Source organism: Mesorhizobium sp. M0340 (genome assembly GCF_040321535.1).
Taxonomy (GTDB): domain Bacteria; phylum Pseudomonadota; class Alphaproteobacteria; order Rhizobiales; family Rhizobiaceae; genus Mesorhizobium.
In genome coordinates this window covers 85,293-101,325 of record NZ_JAMYRR010000003.1, presented here as the reverse complement: position 1 = coordinate 101,325, position 16,033 = coordinate 85,293, and the positions used below count along the sequence as shown (strand labels likewise).

At 64.2% G+C, this 16,033-nt stretch carries 13 protein-coding genes; 10 read left to right on the top strand and 3 right to left on the bottom strand.

Annotated features, from left to right (window positions below; genetic code table 11):
* Positions 1–231 precede the first annotated feature (231 nt).
* The 3 genes from ilvD to NKI79_RS05225 all read left to right on the top strand — a co-directional run bounded on the left by ilvD (position 232) and on the right by NKI79_RS05225 (position 4,517).
* Positions 232–2,076, top strand: a complete 1,845-nt coding sequence (gene ilvD, locus NKI79_RS05235; protein ID WP_352800276.1) for a dihydroxy-acid dehydratase — start codon at positions 232–234, stop codon at positions 2,074–2,076.
* A 27-nt stretch (positions 2,077–2,103) separates the two neighbouring features.
* Entirely contained in the window at positions 2,104–3,378 is a 1,275-nt protein-coding gene (locus NKI79_RS05230) for an amidohydrolase family protein (RefSeq protein WP_352800274.1), read from the top strand.
* 218 nt (positions 3,379–3,596) lie between these two features.
* Positions 3,597–4,517 carry a DMT family transporter gene (locus NKI79_RS05225; protein ID WP_352800272.1) on the top strand — a complete coding sequence of 307 codons (921 nt, stop codon included), beginning with the start codon at positions 3,597–3,599 and terminating at the stop codon, positions 4,515–4,517.
* On the opposite strand, the gene NKI79_RS05220 is transcribed toward NKI79_RS05225, so the two are convergent.
* Positions 4,514–5,416 (bottom strand): phosphotransferase, encoded by a 903-nt coding sequence (locus NKI79_RS05220; RefSeq protein WP_352479864.1) that lies wholly within the window; start codon positions 5,414–5,416, stop codon positions 4,514–4,516. The genes NKI79_RS05225 and NKI79_RS05220 overlap by 4 nt on opposite strands.
* 105 nt (positions 5,417–5,521) lie before the next feature.
* On the opposite strand from NKI79_RS05220, the gene NKI79_RS05215 reads away from it, so the two are divergent.
* Entirely contained in the window at positions 5,522–6,154 is a 633-nt protein-coding gene (locus NKI79_RS05215; RefSeq protein ID WP_352479863.1) for a class I SAM-dependent DNA methyltransferase, read from the top strand.
* A gap of 18 nt (positions 6,155–6,172) precedes the next feature.
* On the opposite strand, the gene NKI79_RS05210 is transcribed toward NKI79_RS05215, so the two are convergent.
* Positions 6,173–8,626, bottom strand: coding sequence for a GcvT family protein (locus NKI79_RS05210; RefSeq protein ID WP_352800270.1), 2,454 nt, complete (start codon positions 8,624–8,626; stop codon positions 6,173–6,175).
* Complete coding sequence (locus NKI79_RS05205; RefSeq protein WP_352800601.1) at positions 8,623–9,507, bottom strand: phosphotransferase; 885 nt, start codon at positions 9,505–9,507, stop codon at positions 8,623–8,625. The genes NKI79_RS05210 and NKI79_RS05205 overlap by 4 nt, the downstream gene beginning before the upstream one ends.
* A gap of 435 nt (positions 9,508–9,942) precedes the next feature.
* Here NKI79_RS05205 and NKI79_RS05200 point away from each other — a divergent pair, with 435 nt between their 5' ends.
* The 6 genes from NKI79_RS05200 (at position 9,943) to NKI79_RS05175 (ending at position 16,031) form a co-directional block, all read left to right on the top strand.
* On the top strand, positions 9,943–10,719 hold the full coding sequence (locus NKI79_RS05200) for a DeoR/GlpR family DNA-binding transcription regulator (protein WP_352800268.1): 777 nt from the start codon (positions 9,943–9,945) through the stop codon (positions 10,717–10,719).
* 66 nt (positions 10,720–10,785) lie between these two features.
* Entirely contained in the window at positions 10,786–11,712 is a 927-nt protein-coding gene (locus NKI79_RS05195) for a LysR family transcriptional regulator (RefSeq protein ID WP_254816127.1), read from the top strand.
* Between the two features lie 201 nt (positions 11,713–11,913).
* Complete coding sequence (locus NKI79_RS05190) at positions 11,914–13,068, top strand: ABC transporter substrate-binding protein (protein WP_352800267.1); 1,155 nt, start codon at positions 11,914–11,916, stop codon at positions 13,066–13,068.
* A gap of 194 nt (positions 13,069–13,262) precedes the next feature.
* Positions 13,263–14,261, top strand: a complete 999-nt coding sequence (locus tag NKI79_RS05185) for an ABC transporter ATP-binding protein (RefSeq protein ID WP_352800265.1) — start codon at positions 13,263–13,265, stop codon at positions 14,259–14,261.
* 14 nt (positions 14,262–14,275) lie between these two features.
* A complete protein-coding gene (locus tag NKI79_RS05180; RefSeq protein WP_254816389.1) occupies positions 14,276–15,226 on the top strand; it encodes an ABC transporter permease in 951 nt (316 codons plus the stop codon).
* Positions 15,216–16,031 carry an ABC transporter permease gene (locus tag NKI79_RS05175; RefSeq protein WP_352479858.1) on the top strand — a complete coding sequence of 272 codons (816 nt, stop codon included), beginning with the start codon at positions 15,216–15,218 and terminating at the stop codon, positions 16,029–16,031. The genes NKI79_RS05180 and NKI79_RS05175 overlap by 11 nt, the downstream gene beginning before the upstream one ends.
* The last annotated feature ends 2 nt before the right edge of the window (positions 16,032–16,033 follow it).

Here is a 16,033-nt window from a genome sequence, read left to right as displayed (position 1 = left end):
GATTGATGCCCGGCCCCGCCGTCTGCCCAAGGACGCTCGAGCGAAACCCGATCCGACAGCACCTCTGACTTTTTTACGGCCTGGACCGGCTGCGTCTTTGGCTGGCGCTCGATCGGCACCCTGGCGCAGCGCAAAATTGTGGCCAGACCAGAGCTTGGCGTCTATAAGGCCTGCGGCTCAATTCCGGTTTTCCGCGCCTGTGCGGCGCGAGCAGACAGCAAGGACAGTTCAATGCCCGCCTACCGTTCCCGCACCACCACCCATGGCCGCAACATGGCCGGCGCCCGCGGCCTGTGGCGCGCCACCGGCATGAAGGATTCGGATTTCGGCAAACCGATCATCGCCGTGGTCAATTCCTTCACCCAGTTCGTGCCCGGCCATGTCCATCTGAAGGACCTAGGCCAGCTGGTTGCCCGCGAGATCGAAAAGGCCGGCGGCGTCGCCAAGGAATTCAACACCATAGCCGTCGACGACGGCATCGCCATGGGCCATGACGGCATGCTCTATTCGCTGCCGTCGCGAGAATTGATCGCCGACTCGGTCGAATATATGGTCAACGCGCATTGCGCCGACGCCATGGTCTGCATCTCGAATTGCGACAAGATCACGCCGGGCATGCTGATGGCGTCGCTGCGCCTCAACATCCCGACCGTCTTCGTCTCCGGCGGACCGATGGAGGCCGGCAAGGTGGTGCTCGCCGGCAAAAGCCAGGCGCTTGACCTGGTCGACGCCATGGTCGCGGCCGCTGACGACAAGGTGTCCGACGAGGACGTCAAGATCATCGAGCGATCGGCCTGTCCGACCTGCGGCTCGTGCTCGGGCATGTTCACCGCCAATTCGATGAACTGCCTGACCGAGGCGCTCGGCCTGTCGCTGCCCGGCAACGGCTCGACGCTGGCGACGCATGCCGACCGCAAGCGGCTGTTCGTCGAGGCCGGCCATCTGATCGTCGATCTCGCCCAGCGCTATTACGAGCAGGACGACGACACCGCGCTACCGCGCGGCATCGCGTCGAAGGGCGCCTTCGAGAACGCCATGACGCTCGATATCGCCATGGGCGGCTCGACCAACACCGTGCTGCACATCCTCGCCGCGGCACATGAGGGCGAGGTCGACTTCACAATGGAGGACATCGACCGGCTGTCGCGGCGGGTGCCGGTGCTATGCAAGGTGGCGCCGGCCAAGGCCGACGTCCACATGGAGGACGTCCACCGCGCCGGCGGCATAATGGCGATCCTCGGCCAGCTGGATAGCGCCGGGCTGATCAACCGCGACCTGCCGACGGTGCACACCGCAAGCCTCGGCGAAGCGCTCGACCACTGGGATATTTCGCGCACGAGCAGCCAGAACGTCCGCGACTTCTTCCTCGCGGCACCCGGCGGCGTGCCGACGCAGGTCGCCTTCAGCCAGGACCGCCGCTGGAACGAGCTCGATCTCGACCGCGAGACGGGCGTCATCCGCTCGGCCGAACATCCTTTCTCAAGGGACGGCGGCCTTGCCGTGCTGAAAGGTAATCTCGCGCTCGACGGTTGCATCGTGAAGACGGCCGGTGTCGATGAATCGATCCTGAAATTCACCGGTCCGGCAAGAGTGTTCGAAAGCCAGGACGCCAGCGTCAAGGCGATCCTGTCGAACGAGATCAAGGCCGGCGATGTCGTCGTTATCCGTTATGAAGGCCCGCGCGGCGGCCCCGGCATGCAGGAAATGCTCTATCCAACCAGCTATCTCAAATCGAAGGGCCTCGGCAAAGCCTGCGCACTGATCACCGACGGTCGTTTTTCCGGCGGCACCTCCGGCCTGTCGATCGGCCACGTCTCGCCGGAAGCCGCGGAAGGCGGTCTGATCGGGCTGGTCAGGGAAGGCGACACGATCGAGATCGACATCCCCAACCGCACCATCAGGCTTGCTGTCGGCGACGCGGAGCTCGCCGCCCGTCGTGCGGCGATGGAGGCGAAGGGACCAACTGCCTGGAAGCCCGAGGAAAAGCGCAAGCGCAAGGTGACGACGGCCTTGCGCGCCTATGCGGCGATGGCGACAAGTGCCGCCAAGGGGGCGGTGCGGTACGTGCCGGAATAGGCATACTCTTCAAAGGGGTAACGATAGATGGATTTCGACCTTGTGGTGCGCGGCGGCACGCTGCCCGACGGCAGGATCGCCGACATCGGTATCGTCGGCGAAACGATCGCAGCGATAGAGCCCGAGCTGAACGTCAGCGCCGGCACGGCGATCGATGCCCGTGGCAATCTGGTCTCGCCGCCTTTCGTCGATCCGCATTTCCATATGGACGCAACGCTTTCGCTCGGCATTCCGCGCATCAATGTCTCGGGCACGTTGCTCGAAGGCATTTCGCTGTGGGGCGAGCTGAAGCCGCTTCTGACCCATGAGGCGGTGCGCGACCGTGCGCTTGCCTATTGCGACTGGGCGGTGTCGATGGGCCTGCTCGCGATCCGAACCCATGTCGATGTTTGCGACGACCGCCTGCTGGCGGTCGAAGCGCTGCTCGACGTGAAGAAGACCGTTGCCCCCTATATCGACCTGCAATTGGTCGCCTTCCCGCAGGACGGTTTCTATCGCTCGCCGACGGCGCGCAGCAACACCATCCGGGCGCTCGACATAGGCGTCGATGTAGTCGGCGGCATTCCGCATTTCGAGCGCACAATGGCCGACGGCACGCGCTCCGTCACCGAGCTCTGCGAGATCGCGGCCAAACGCGGCCTGATGGTCGACTTGCATTGCGACGAGACCGACGATCCGCTATCGCGCCACATCGAGCAGTTGGCCTATGAGACGCAGCGGCTCGGGTTGCAGGGCAGAGTGGCCGGCTCGCACCTGACATCGATGCATTCGATGGATAATTACTACGTTTCGAAGCTATTGCCGCTGATTGCCGAGGCCGGCGTTTCGGCGATCCCCAATCCGCTGATCAACATCATGCTGCAGGGCCGCCACGACACCTTTCCCAAGCGCCGCGGGCTAACGCGGGTCAAGGAGATGCTGGCGCACGGCATCCGCGTCGGCTGGGGCCAGGATTGCGTGCTCGACCCCTGGTATTCGCTGGGCACCGCCGACATGCTCGACGTCGCCTTCATGGGCCTGCATGTCGCCCAGATGTCGAGCCCGGCCGAGATGGCGCGCTGCTTCGACATGGTCACCAACGTCAATGCCGCCATCATGGGCCTCGACCACCTTGGCCTGGCGGTCGGCAAGCGCGCCAGCCTGGTCGTTCTCGATGCCGGCAACCCAGTCGAGGCGCTGCGGCTGCGCCCAGAGCGTCTCTGCGTCATTGCCAGGGGCAAGGTGGTGGCCGAGCGCAGCCGGCAGGACACGCGGCTTTTGATCGCCGGAAGGCCGGGCACGGTGAACCGGCGTCACGCTTAAAGCGCGTCGCGCTCGACCGGCCTCATGCGACGCGCTTAAGTTCCTGTGTTGATGCATGTCGTTGTCGCAAAACCGCTGCACACTTTTGCGCGACATGCATTAGTCCAGCCGATTTCCGGCGCTGGTCTTACCGAATTCTCGATTTTCGCCTCGTCATGGCCGCAGCTTGCGACTACGACGCGGGTCACCGTACCCCACGGCGAGGAACCGGTAACGGAATGGCGCAGCCCGCAGCCCAGAATTCGACGATCAGGAACGTGCTGCTGGCCGGCATCCTGCTGATGCTCGCCGGCGACTTCCTGTTTGCGCTGAACGATGCGATGGGCAAGTGGCTGGTCGCCAGTTTTTCCGTCGGCCAGGTCGTGCTGATCCGCTCGATCGGCGCGTTTTTCATACTCGGGCCGATGATTGCACATCAAGGGGCGGCCAAGCTGTTTCTCATGGAGCGGCCGGAGCTGCAGCTGCTGCGCGTGGTGATGACGACGCTTGATACGGCGCTGTTCTACGCGGCGGTCGTCTATCTGCCGCTCGCCGATGTGATGAGCTTCTACATGGCCGGGCCGATCTACGTCGCGGCGCTGTCGCACTTTTTGCTCGGCGAAAGGGTCGGCTGGCGCCGCTGGGCGGCTATCCTGGTCGGTTTCTGCGGCGTGCTGATCATGCTGAAGCCGTCGTCGGCCGCGTTCTCGCTGTCCTCGATGTTCGCGCTCGCCGGCAGCATTTCCTTTGCCTTCGCCATCATCCTCAATCGGCGGCTGCGCGGCACCAGCGACACTTCGCTGGTCACCTGGCAAACCATCGGCACGCTGCTGGTCGGCGCTGCGCTGACCCTCGGCAGCTGGAGGACGCCGTCCTCGCTCGATTGCGGCGCCATGCTGCTTCTCGGCATCGTCTCCTGCGGCGCGCATCTGATGATCACCAGGGCGTTGAAGCTGGCGCCGGCCTCGACCTTGGCGCCGCTGCATTACAGCCTGCTGTTGTGGGCAGTGGTCTTCGGCCTCGCCTTCTTCGGCGATGTGCCTGGGCCGCGCATCCTGATCGGCTCGGCCATCGTCGTGCTGGCCGGCCTGTTCATCTTCCACCGCCAGAAGGTGGTCGACACGGTACCGCCCGAAAACGTACCGAAGGGTGTGAATTAACCCCGGCGCACCGCCGCGAGATGCCGCGAAAATTCCGGCATCTCCATCAGTGCCTTGCAGCGCGCAAACCGGCCGTCTGCATAGGCGCGAAAGTCGTCGGCCGGATTTTTGTTGGCAAGCTGGATCAGTCCCCACAGCGTCCACAAAAGGTCGCACATCGCCTTGTAGATGACGATGCGGGCGCGCTCCGCCGGTCTCGGCTCGCCGCCGAAATAGGCCAGCATCATTTCCTCGTCCTGCGCGGCGTCGAATTGCCCTTCGACGCTGAGGTCGCCGAGATCCCAGAGCGGATCGTTCATGCCGGAATATTCCCAGTCGACGATCCACATCCTGTCGCCCGTATCGAGAAAGTTTTCGCAGAGCGGGTCGCAGTGGCAGGCGACGATCGGCAGAGGTTGAGCCGCAAGTGCTGAGCGCACTGCCTCCGCCTCGCGGACCACATCGTGGTAGCCGGCAGGCAGCGCGACGTCCTTGGTTGACAGCACTTTCAGATAATCGTCGATCATCGCAAACAGCTCGAAGCGGAAGGGGAACACCGCGCCGGATGTGTGCAGCTTGCGAAAGGCCTTGCCGGCGCGTGCCGGGCTGCCCGCTCGGGTCTTGAATTTTTCCGGCGACATCGTCTCGGCGCCGGCGATGAAGCGGGTCACCAGCACGCCCGTCTCGGCATCGACATGCAGCACTTCCGGGCTGACGCCGGCCTTTGCCGCTTCCCGGGCCGCCACTGCCTCGTTGGCGCGGTTAATGTATTCCTCGGTACCCTTGCCGGGGATACGCAGGCAGAAATCCTTACCCCTGAAGACGAGGTTGGTCAGGCCGCCGAGCCGCTCCAGCGGGCCGTCATAGCCGGCCAGCATCGGAATGGCCGCAAGCGCGGCGCGTGCCTGCTCATCCGCCATGGCTTTCGCTCCTTTTCCCATCTTTATTGTCGCGACGACGGTTCCACAGTTTTCGCCGTTTGGCTATCATCGCGTAGCGGATCAATACCAGGCGACGGAACAGCAATGACGGACAGCAAACAGCAGAGCGCACTCGCCGCAGCCTATGCGGCGAAGCGGCCGGAAGACGTAGCCGCGCTCTACGACAGCTGGGCCGGCACTTACGACGCCGACATGTCGGCGGCCGGCTATCGCCATCCCACCATCTGCCTTGCCTTGCTGGCCCGCCATCTGCCGCGCGGCGCCGCACCTCTGCTCGATGCCGGCGCCGGCACCGGGCTCATCGGCGAGTGGCTCGCCATTACCGGTTATCCGCAGGTCGAGGCGCTCGACATCTCGGAAGGAATGCTGGCGCAAGCGGCGCGAAAGGGCGTCTATTCGGCGCTTCACTGCCTGGCGCTTGGCGGGCCGCTCCCCTTCGTGGATGATGCCTATGCCGGGATCATCTCAGCCGGCGTCTTCACGTCGGGCCATGTCGGAGCCGAGGGTCTGGACGAGCTGATCCGCATCTGCCGGCCGGGCGGAGTGATCGTGCTGACGGTGAAGAACACTCTGTGGGACATGGGTTTTGCCGCGCGGATCGCCGAGCTCGAGGCGCAAGGCATCGTCACCCGCGCCGAGGAGACGCCGCCCTATGTCTCGATGCCAGGCGAGGCCGATACGGTGCCTAGCCGGGGGCTGGTGCTCATCGTGAACTGAGGCTGAAATCGGAAGGCTCTACGCCTTCACCTTTACTCCTGCCGGATCGTAAAGCGGCTCGAGGTGAATCTTCGCCGGCGTCCGTTCCATTGCCACAACCAGCTCGTAGTCGCCGGAGGTGAGGAAATCATCGCTGACGCCATAGGCATTGCGCACATAGCCGTAGCCGATGTTCTTGCCGATGGTGTAGCCATAGCCGCCGCTGGTGAGATAACCGACCGCCTCGCCGTTGCGCAGGATGGTCTCGCGCCCGAGCAGCACGACGTCGGGATCGTCGACAGTGAAGCCGGCAAAGCGTTTCCTGAGCGTCGAGCCACCGAGCTTTTCAAGCGCCCGCCGGCCGAGGAAATCGGTGTTTTTCCTGAGCTTCACCGCCCAGCCGAGGCCGGCCTCCTGCGGCGTGTCGTTGGGCGTGATGTCGGCGCCCCAGGCGCGGTAGCCTTTTTCCAGCCGCAGCGATTCCAGCGCCCGGTAGCCGACCGGGCGGATGTCGTGGGTAGCGCCCGCCGCCATCAGCGCGTCGAAAACCTCGCCTGTCGCCGCGATCGGCGCATGCAATTCCCAGCCTAGTTCGCCAACATAGGTGACGCGCAGTGCCCGCACGGCGTGGCCGGCAATGGCGATCTCGCGAACATGGCCGAACGGAAAGGCGGCATTCGAGACGTCAGCATCGGTCACCGCCGACAGCACATCACGTGCGCGCGGCCCCATCAGCGACAATGTGCCGAAATCCTCGGTGACGTCGGTCAGCGTCACGTCGAACTCCCTGCCGATATGATCGGCAATCCAGGAGAAATCGTGCGTGCGGAACCCGGTGCCGGTGACGATGTAGAATTTTTCCTCACCGAGCCTCGCCACGGTCAAATCGGCCTCGATGCCGCCACGCGTATTGAGGAGCTGTGTGTAGGTCAGCCGGCCGACCGGCTTGGCGACGTCATTGGCGCAGATCCAGTCCAGCGCCTTCAGCGCGTCGGCTCCGGTCATTTCGTATTTGGCAAACGACGATTGGTCGAAAATACCGATCTTTTCGCGCACATGGCGATGCTCGTCGCCGACGGGTGAAAACCAGTTCTGCCGGCCCATCGAATAGACGTCCTTCGGCTCGATGCCTGCCGGTGCGAACCAGTTCGGCCGCTCCCAGCCAAGTTTCGAGCCGAACACGGCGCGATGTCTTTGCAGCCGCTCGTACAAAGGTGAGACGATGCGCGGCCGTCCGCTGACATATTCCTCATGCGGGAAGCCGATCGTGTAGTGCTTGCCGTAGGCTTCCAGCGTGCGGTCGCCGACCCATTTCCGGTCGCGGTGCAGGTCGGAGAAGCGGCGGATGTCGACCACCCACAAATCGAGCGGCGCCTCGCCGTCGACGACCCATTGCGCCAGTGCCCAGCCGGCGCCGCCGCCGGACGCGATGCCGAAGGCATTGAAGCCGGCGCCGACGAACATATTGGGGCATTCCGGCGCCACGCCGAGGATGAAATTGCCGTCCGGCGTAAAGCTCTCCGGCCCGTTGATCATCTGCTTGACGCCGACATTGGCAAGCGCCGGGACGCGCTCGATCGCCTGGCTCATATGCTGCTCGAAATGATCGTAATCATCGTCGAACAGCCGGAACTCCCAATCGTCCGGCACATCGCCGCCGGGCAGACCGGTCGTCCACGCCTGCGGGTTCGGCTCGTAGCCACCCATCACCAACCCGCCCACCTCCTCCTTGAAATAGGTGCGGCGATCGGGGTCGCGAATTGTCGGCGCGTCGGTCGCCAGGCCGACGATCCTCTCGGTGATGATGTACTGGTGCTTCACCGGCTGCAGCGGCACGTTGATGCCGGCCAGCGCACCCACCTGCCGCGCCCATTGCCCGGCGCAGTTCACCACCTTGTCGCAGGCGATATCGCCCCTGTTCGTCCTAACCTTGACGATCCGGCCGTTGGTCAGTTCAAAGCCGGTGACCCGCACCTCCTCGAACAATTTTGCGCCATGCATGCGCGCGCCCTTGGCCAGTGACTGGGTGATGTCGGAAGGGCTTGCCTGACCGTCGGTCGGCAGCCAGGACGCGCCGACGAGGTCGCCGGTTTCCAGCAGCGGCCACATTTCCTTGACCTCGGCCGGCGACAGCAGATGCATGTCCATGCCGAAGCTCTTGGCCGTCGTTGCCAGCCGCTTATACTCCGTCCAGCGGTCGGCATTGGTGGCGAGGCGCAGGCAGCCAGTCATCTTCCAGCCGGTGGCGAGGCCGGTTTCGGCTTCCAGCCCCTTGTAGAGATCGACTGAATATTTGAGCACGCGCGTGATCGACGCCGACGAGCGTAGCTGGCCGACCAGCCCGGCAGCATGCCAGGTCGAACCCGAGGTCAGTTTGCCCTGTTCGAGCAGCACGATTTCGGCCTTGTGGTCGCGCGCCAGATGATAGGCCGTCGAACAGCCGATGATGCCACCGCCGATGACCACGATCCCGGCCTGGGCGGGCAAGGTCATGTCCGCGTCCCGTATTTTGTCCTGTAGTTTTCCAGGGCGGCTTCGAGCCGCGCCAGGTTTTCGTCCGCGTAGGCGGCGTAGTCGACACCGGGCGCATCGAGATAGAGCTCGGAAACCATGCCCCACATCGCCTCGCGCAGCAGCGACGCGCATTGCATGGCGGCGTGCGAGCGCCGTATCGCCGGGTCCGGCTCCTTCATGAAATAGGCGGTCAGGAAGGCGAAGGATTCCTCGTCGCTCATGCCGGCGTTCGAAGCCGCGCCGGCAAGGTCGAACATCGCGGTGTTGAAGCCGGCATATTCGAAGTCGATGAGCCACAGCCTGTGACCGTCGTCGATTATGTTGGCCGGCAGAAGATCGTTGTGACCGAAGACGATCGGCAGCAGTTTTTGCGCGCGCTCGAGCTCGTCCGCCAGGGCCAAAAGGCGTGGCAATTCGCCCAGCTTGCGGCTGCGGCCTTCCTCCAGCGTGCGCGCATAGTCGCGAATGACATGGAATACCCAGAACATGAAGCCGGCGCCGGAGATGTGACTGGGCATCTCCCGGTGGAAGCCGCGCAGCAACGCGGCAACGCGGCCGAGATCGGCGCGCACGTCCTGCGCGACGTAGGCCTTGGCGCCGAGATACTCCGTCACCATGACGCCCGGTCCGGTGTAGTGGACGGCCGGAGCGAAGCCTGCGGCGTGCGCTGCCCGCGCGGTCATCATCTCGCGCTCGCGAAAGACATGGTGGAACGGATAGTCCTGGCCGAGCCGTACGACGTGCCGCCCGGCCGCGTCCTTGACCAGATAATTGGCATTGCTCAGCCCACCCGGCAGCGGCGCAATGTCGATCCTGCCGGTCCAGCAAGGCAGCGCGCGGATGCGGTCTTCGACAGTCACGATCTCGTCCAACATTGGGTCAATTTTCCACGCATGTCACGGCTGGCCGGCGATGACAATCGGACGGAGGAATGGCGGCAGCGCGAAGATCTCGTCGGTGCAGATCTCGGGATCGGTATCCCGCACCGCACCGACGAGCCCCTTTGTGCCGGGTTCTTCGACACCGGCATCCGCCCCCGCGGATCCTGAATTTCGGCACCCTTGCACCCGACAGTCTCCCAGGCGTTCGGGCAGGCGATTTTTCGTGCGGCTCAGCCGTCGTCCTCCGTTCCGAGCCTGTCACAGCGATAATGTCGCGCCACGGTGGAGGCGTTGTCAACGCGAAATTGTGGTGTTTTCTGGTTTTTTGCCCGAATTTTGCTAAATTTCCTGGAGTTAGTGGCATTTATGCCGTAGAACCGGTCAATGGTGCAACAATCCGACCGGATGGAACTGATGCTCCACTCGAAGCGGCATGGCGAAATCCTGCGCCTCCTCAAGGAGGAAGGCACCGTTACCATTGCCAGCCTGGCCGACCGGCTGGGCGTCTCGCTGGAGACGGTACGCCGCGACGTCAAGCCACTGACCAGCGACGGTTCCATCCTCAAGATGCACGGCGCCATCAGCCTGCCGTCGTTTGCCGGCGAAGCGCCGTTCGAGCGGCGCATGCGCGAGAACGCCGATGCCAAGCGGGCTATTGCCCGCATGGTCGCCGCCACCATCCGCGACGGCGAGTCCATCATGCTCGACACCGGCACCACCACCTCTTTCCTGGCCCGGGAACTGCTCGGCCACCGGCGGCTGACGGTCGTCACCAACTCCTCCGACATCGCCCGCACACTGGCCACCGTCAACGGCAACAAGGTCTATATGGCCGGCGGCGAGCTGCGCAGCGATTCCGGTGCTGCCTTCGGCGTCTCGGCCATCGAATTCGTCAGCCGCTTTTCCGTCAACCATGCAGTGATATCGACCGGTGCGGTCGATGCCGTCACCGGCGTCATGGACTATGATCTGGAAGAGGCCGAATTCGCCCGCATGGTGCTGTCGCGCGGCCAGCGTTCGCTAGTCGTCACCGACCACAGCAAATTCGGCCGCCAGGGCCTTGTTCAGGTCTGCGGCTTCGGCGGCTTTTCCGAACTCGCCACCGACCGGCCGCCGCCGCACGACATCGCCGCCGCCCTCGTCCAGGCCGGCGCGCGGCTCAGCATTGCCGACGGCGGAAGCGAGGGCTGAGCTCTATCGGCAGATCGGCACCAGCACCCACTTCCCAGCGCCGCCTCTGCCGTGTTTAGTCCGGTCATGGCTTTCACCATCCGCCAATTGCAGTTCTTCATCGCCGTGGCCGAGCAGGGCACAGTGTCGGGCGCCGCCCAGAACCTGTCGATCTCGCAATCCTCGGTCACCGAAGCGATCAAGGAGCTGGAGCACGATCTCGGCGTCGAGCTGTTCGAGCGCCACCCGCGCGGCTTGAACATCACCCACAAAGGCCACCAGTTCCTGCGCCATGCGAGGAAGATCCTGGCCGACGTTTCCGATGCGCGCCGCGCCTTCTTCGGTGAACGGATCGCGGCAAGCGGGCGGCTGCAACTTGGCGTCACCTCGTTGGTCGCTGGCTATGTGCTTTCCGATCTTCTTGCCCGCTACCGCCGCGCCTATCCGGGTGTCGAGGTCTCGGCGATCGAGGACAATGGCGATTATCTCGAGCATCTGTTGATCGGCGGCAAGCTCGACATTGCCGTCATGGTCACCTCGAACCTGCGCGACCGCACCGCGCTGCAGTCCGAAATCCTCGAAGTCTCGGCCTATCGGCTGTGGCTGCCGCTCGGCCACCCCTTGGCCGGTGCCGACATCATCGGCATCGGCGACATCGCCTCGGAACCGCTGATCATGCTGACCGTCGACGAGATCGAGGAGAATACCGGAAAGCTGCTGACGGCAATCGGCGCCAAGCCGCATGTCGCCTTCCGCACCCGCTCGGTCGAAGCGGTGCGCAGCCTCGTCGCTACCGGCGCCGGCGTGGCGCTGCTGCCCGATCTCGTCTACCGGCCATGGTCGCTGGAAGGCGACCGCATCGAATCGCGCGATATTTCGGGGTCGTTGCCGGTCGTCCAGGTCGGCATGGTCTGGCGGCGCGGCTCCGGTCTGCCGCAGGCGGCGCGCGACTTCATCGGACTTGCCCAGTCGCAACGCATGGTGCGCCAACGGCCCGAGAAGATTGGCCGCTGACGTATCGGAAAAATCGATATCGGCTTTCTGATAAATGAATTTGCGAAACCGGAAATTTCGCAGCACTTTTCGGTCAGGGAACAAAGCTGCCGCCGGAGCACGGCCCTCAGAGCCGCGCATCCAACGTCTTTGAACGGGCGCATGATCTTCTTCCGAAAACCGAAACCGGTTTCGAGGTCATGCAAAAATGGGAGATCGACGATGAATTCATTGCTGAAATCATGCACTGCCTTGACGGTCGCGCTGAGCTTCTCCGGCCAGGCCATCGCCCAGGTCAAGGAGCTCGGCAAAGGCGAAGGCGAGGTCAATATCGTCGCCTGGCCGGGCTATATCGAGCGCGGCGAAACCGACAAGGCCTATGATTGGGTCACTTCGTTCGAGAAGGAAACCGGCTGCAAGGTCAACGTCAAGACCGCCAACACCTCCGACGAGATGGTCTCGCTGATGAACGAGGGCGGCTTCGATCTCGTCACCGCCTCGGGCGACGCTTCGCTGCGCCTTGTCGCCGGCAAGCGCGTCCAGCCGATCAACACTGACCTCATACCGAGCTGGAAGACGGTCGACGACCGGCTGAAGGATGCGCCCTGGTTCACCGTCGGCGGAGTCCATTACGGCGTCCCCTATCAGTGGGGGCCGAACGTGCTGATGTACAACACCGAAGTGTTCAAGGAGGCGCCGAAGAGCTGGAACGTGGTCTTCGAGGAAATGAAGCTTCCCGACGGCAAGTCGAACAAGGGCCGCGTCCAGGCCTATGACGGGCCCATCCACATCGCCGATGCCGCCAATTACCTGATGGCCCACAAGCCGGAGCTCGGCATCAAGGATCCGTACGAACTGACCGAGGACCAGTACAAGGCCGCGCTCGACCTTCTGCGGGTCCAGCGTACGCTGGTCGGACGGTATTGGCACGACGCCGCCATCCAGGTCGACGATTTCCAGAACGAAGGCGTCGTCGCCTCCGGCTCCTGGCCCTACCAGGTCAACACGCTGATCGCGGCCAAGAAGCCGGTCGCCTCGACCATCCCCGAGGAGGGCGTTACCGGCTGGGCCGACACCACGATGATGGAGGCCGACGCTGCCCACCCGAACTGCGCCTACATGTGGATGGAGCATTCGCTGTCGCCGAAAGTGCAGGGCGACGTCTCCGCCTGGTTCGGTTCGCTGCCGGTGGTGCCCGCCGCCTGCAAGGGCAACGAACTGCTCGGCGAAGACGGCTGCAAGACCAACGGCTACGACAATTTCGACAAGATCAAGTTCTGGAAGACGCCGGTCTCGAAATGCGCCACCCAGAACGACCAGTGCGTGCCCTACTACCGCTGGGTGTCGGACTATATCGGCGTCATCGGCGGGCGGTGAGTTCGCCTCACCTACGAAGCCCGGCGCTGCCCGTCACCCTTACCCTCTCCCGGTGAAGAACGGGGGGCCGCCGCCAGCGTTGGAGCGTCTCCCTTCTCCCCGTCCACCATACGGGGAGAAGGTGCCGGCAGGCGGATGAGGGGCGGCGCAACCGCATGAAAAATTTGATGAGCCTGACAGATCAGGACAGCCCCATGACCTCCGCCGTTTCCTTCCAAAAAGTCTCCCGCCATTTCGGCAGCGTGCGTGCGGTCGACGCGGTCGATCTCGACATCGTGCCGGGCGAGTTCTTCGCCATGCTCGGGCCTTCCGGCTCGGGCAAGACGACGTGCCTGCGCCTCATTGCCGGTTTCGAGCAGCCGACGGCGGGGTCGATCTCGATCTTCGGCGAACGCGCCGAGGGCGTGCCGCCCTATCGCCGCAACGTCAACACCGTGTTCCAGGATTATGCGCTGTTCCCGCATCTCAACGTGCTCGACAACGTCGCCTATGGGCTGATGGTCAAAGGCATCGGCAGACCGGAGCGGCAAAAGGCGGCGGAAGACGCGCTGGCGCTGGTGCGGCTTCCCGGCTACGGCGCGCGTCGCCCTGGCCAGCTTTCCGGCGGCCAGCGCCAGCGCGTCGCGCTCGCCCGGGCGCTGGTCAACCAGCCCAAGGTGCTGCTGCTCGACGAGCCGCTCGGCGCGCTCGACCTCAAGCTTCGCGAAAACATGCAGGAGGAGTTGAAATCGCTGCAGAAGGCGCTTGGCATCACCTTCGTGTTCGTCACCCACGACCAGGGCGAAGCGCTGTCGATGGCCGACCGCGTCGCAGTGTTCAACGATGGCAAGATCATGCAGATCGGCACGCCGGAAGACATCTACCAGCGCCCCAAGACCCGCTTCGTCGCCGATTTCGTCGGCTCGTCCAACGTGTTGCCGCCGGATTTCGTCCAGCGCTATGCCGGCCAGCATCGCTGGGGCAGCCTGCGGCCCGAATCCATTCGCATCGGCCGGGCGGCCAAGGGCGACGGCGTTGCCGCCCGCCTCGTGTCGACCAATTATCTCGGCGCCACGACAAGACTGGCATTCGATGCAGAGGGCTTGCGGCTGCATGCCATCGTGCCGGCGGGTGCTGCCTTGCCCCGGGAAGGCGAGGCGGTGGTGCTCACCTTCAACCGCGAGCAGTTACATCTGATGGACGATCTCGGATGAGCCTGGACGCTGCCATGCCGCGGGCCACGGCGCCCGCCATCCTGCCGGGCAGCGGCGGCCTGCGTGGCGCGCTCTCCGACCTCTTCTGGCGCCGGCCGCAATTCCTGCTTCTGCTCATGCTGCTGCCGCCGGTCCTGTGGCTCGGCATCGTCTATATCGGCTCACTCTTCGCACTGCTTTTGCAGAGCTTCTTTTCGATCGACGAGTTCTCCGGCCTGATCAACCGGCAGTTCACGCTGAAGACTTATGGCGACCTGCTGCAGGCCGCCAATCTCGACATCATCCTGCGCACGGTGACGATGGCGGCGCTGGTGACGCTGGCGGCGGCGGTCATCGCCTTTCCCATCGCCTATTACGCGGCGCGCTATGCGCGCGGCCGCTGGAAGGCGCTGTTTTATCTCGGCGTCATGCTGCCGCTGTGGTCGAGCTACCTGGTCAAGATCTATGCCTGGAAGCTGATCCTCGCCAAGGAAGGCATCCTGACGTGGCTACTGGCCAAATTGCATCTTCTGTGGCTGCTCGACGCCTGGCTGTCGCTGCCGGTCGTCGGCGGCAACTCGCTGTCGGTCTCCTCAACCGGCACCTTCATCGTCTTCGTCTATGTCTGGCTGCCGTTCATGATCCTGCCGGTGCAGGCCGCACTCGAGCGCGTGCCGGGCAATTTGGTCGAGGCTTCGTCCGATCTCGGTGCCTCGCCCGGGCAGACCTTCCGCAACGTGCTGTTCCCGCTGGCGCTGCCCGGCATCGTCGCCGGCTCGATCTTCACCTTCTCGCTGACGCTCGGCGACTACATCATCCCACAGATCATCGGCACCTCGCGGCTGTTCATCGGCCAGGCCGTTTATTCGCAGCAAGGCACCGCCGGAAACATCCCGCTCGCCGCCGCCTTTACCGTGGTGCCTATCGTCATCATGGGCTTCTACCTCTGGGGCGCCAAGCGCATGGGGGCCTTCGATGCGCTCTGACCGTGGCCCATCCGCGCCGATCGGCCTGAAGCTCGCTGCCACCGGCGGCCTGCTTTTCCTGCATTTGCCGATTCTGCTGATCTTCGTCTATGCCTTCACCACCGAGGAGAAGAGCTTCGTCTGGCCGCCGCCGGGCCTGACCACGCAATGGTTCGCCGTCACCTGGAATCGCCCCGACGTCTGGCAGGCGCTATCGCTGTCGGTGCGGGTCGCGGCGATCTCGACCGCCATCGCGCTGGTCCTCGGCACGCTGTGCGCCGCTGCCGTGTCGCGCACAAAATTCTTCGGCCGCGAAACCATCTCGCTGCTGGTCATCCTGCCCATCGCGCTGCCCGGCATCATCACCGGCATCGCGCTGCGCTCAGCCTTCGCGCTGGCCGAAATCCCGTTCTCGTTCTGGACGATCGTGCTCGGCCACGCCACCTTCTGCGTGGTCGTCGTCTACAACAATGCGGTCGCCCGTTTCCGCCGCACGTCCGGCTCGATGATCGAGGCGTCGATGGACCTCGGCGCCGATGGTTTCCAGACCTTTCGGCATGTCGTGCTGCCCAACATCGCAACCGCGCTGCTGGCCGGCGGCATGCTTGCCTTTGCGCTGTCCTTCGACGAGGTCATCGTCACCACCTTCACCGCCGGCCAGCAGCAGACGGTGCCGATCTGGATGCTGGAGGAATTGATCCGTCCGCGCCAGCGTCCGGTCACCAATGTCGTAGCCATGGTCGTGGTGCTGGTGACGCTGCTTCCCATCCTCGCTGCCTATTACCTGACCCGCGACGGCGACCAGATCGCCGGTTCGGGCAAATGATC

What these genes read in the sequence shown, in the direction of transcription:
- NKI79_RS05225 (WP_352800272.1), top strand. Translation starts at nt 3,597, where the DNA reads ATGGCGCAGCCCGCAGCCCAGAATTCGACGATCAGGAACGTGCTGCTG.
- NKI79_RS05195 (WP_254816127.1), top strand. Translation starts at nt 10,786, where the DNA reads ATGGCTTTCACCATCCGCCAATTGCAGTTCTTCATCGCCGTGGCCGAG.
- NKI79_RS05180 (WP_254816389.1), top strand. Translation starts at nt 14,276, where the DNA reads ATGCCGCGGGCCACGGCGCCCGCCATCCTGCCGGGCAGCGGCGGCCTG.
- NKI79_RS05220 (WP_352479864.1), bottom strand. Translation starts at nt 5,416, where the DNA reads ATGGCGGATGAGCAGGCACGCGCCGCGCTTGCGGCCATTCCGATGCTG.
- NKI79_RS05200 (WP_352800268.1), top strand. Translation starts at nt 9,943, where the DNA reads ATGCTCCACTCGAAGCGGCATGGCGAAATCCTGCGCCTCCTCAAGGAG.
- NKI79_RS05230 (WP_352800274.1), top strand. Translation starts at nt 2,104, where the DNA reads ATGGATTTCGACCTTGTGGTGCGCGGCGGCACGCTGCCCGACGGCAGG.
- NKI79_RS05175 (WP_352479858.1), top strand. Translation starts at nt 15,216, where the DNA reads ATGCGCTCTGACCGTGGCCCATCCGCGCCGATCGGCCTGAAGCTCGCT.
- NKI79_RS05210 (WP_352800270.1), bottom strand. Translation starts at nt 8,626, where the DNA reads ATGACCTTGCCCGCCCAGGCCGGGATCGTGGTCATCGGCGGTGGCATC.
- NKI79_RS05190 (WP_352800267.1), top strand. Translation starts at nt 11,914, where the DNA reads ATGAATTCATTGCTGAAATCATGCACTGCCTTGACGGTCGCGCTGAGC.
- NKI79_RS05215 (WP_352479863.1), top strand. Translation starts at nt 5,522, where the DNA reads ATGACGGACAGCAAACAGCAGAGCGCACTCGCCGCAGCCTATGCGGCG.
- NKI79_RS05185 (WP_352800265.1), top strand. Translation starts at nt 13,263, where the DNA reads ATGACCTCCGCCGTTTCCTTCCAAAAAGTCTCCCGCCATTTCGGCAGC.
- ilvD (WP_352800276.1), top strand. Translation starts at nt 232, where the DNA reads ATGCCCGCCTACCGTTCCCGCACCACCACCCATGGCCGCAACATGGCC.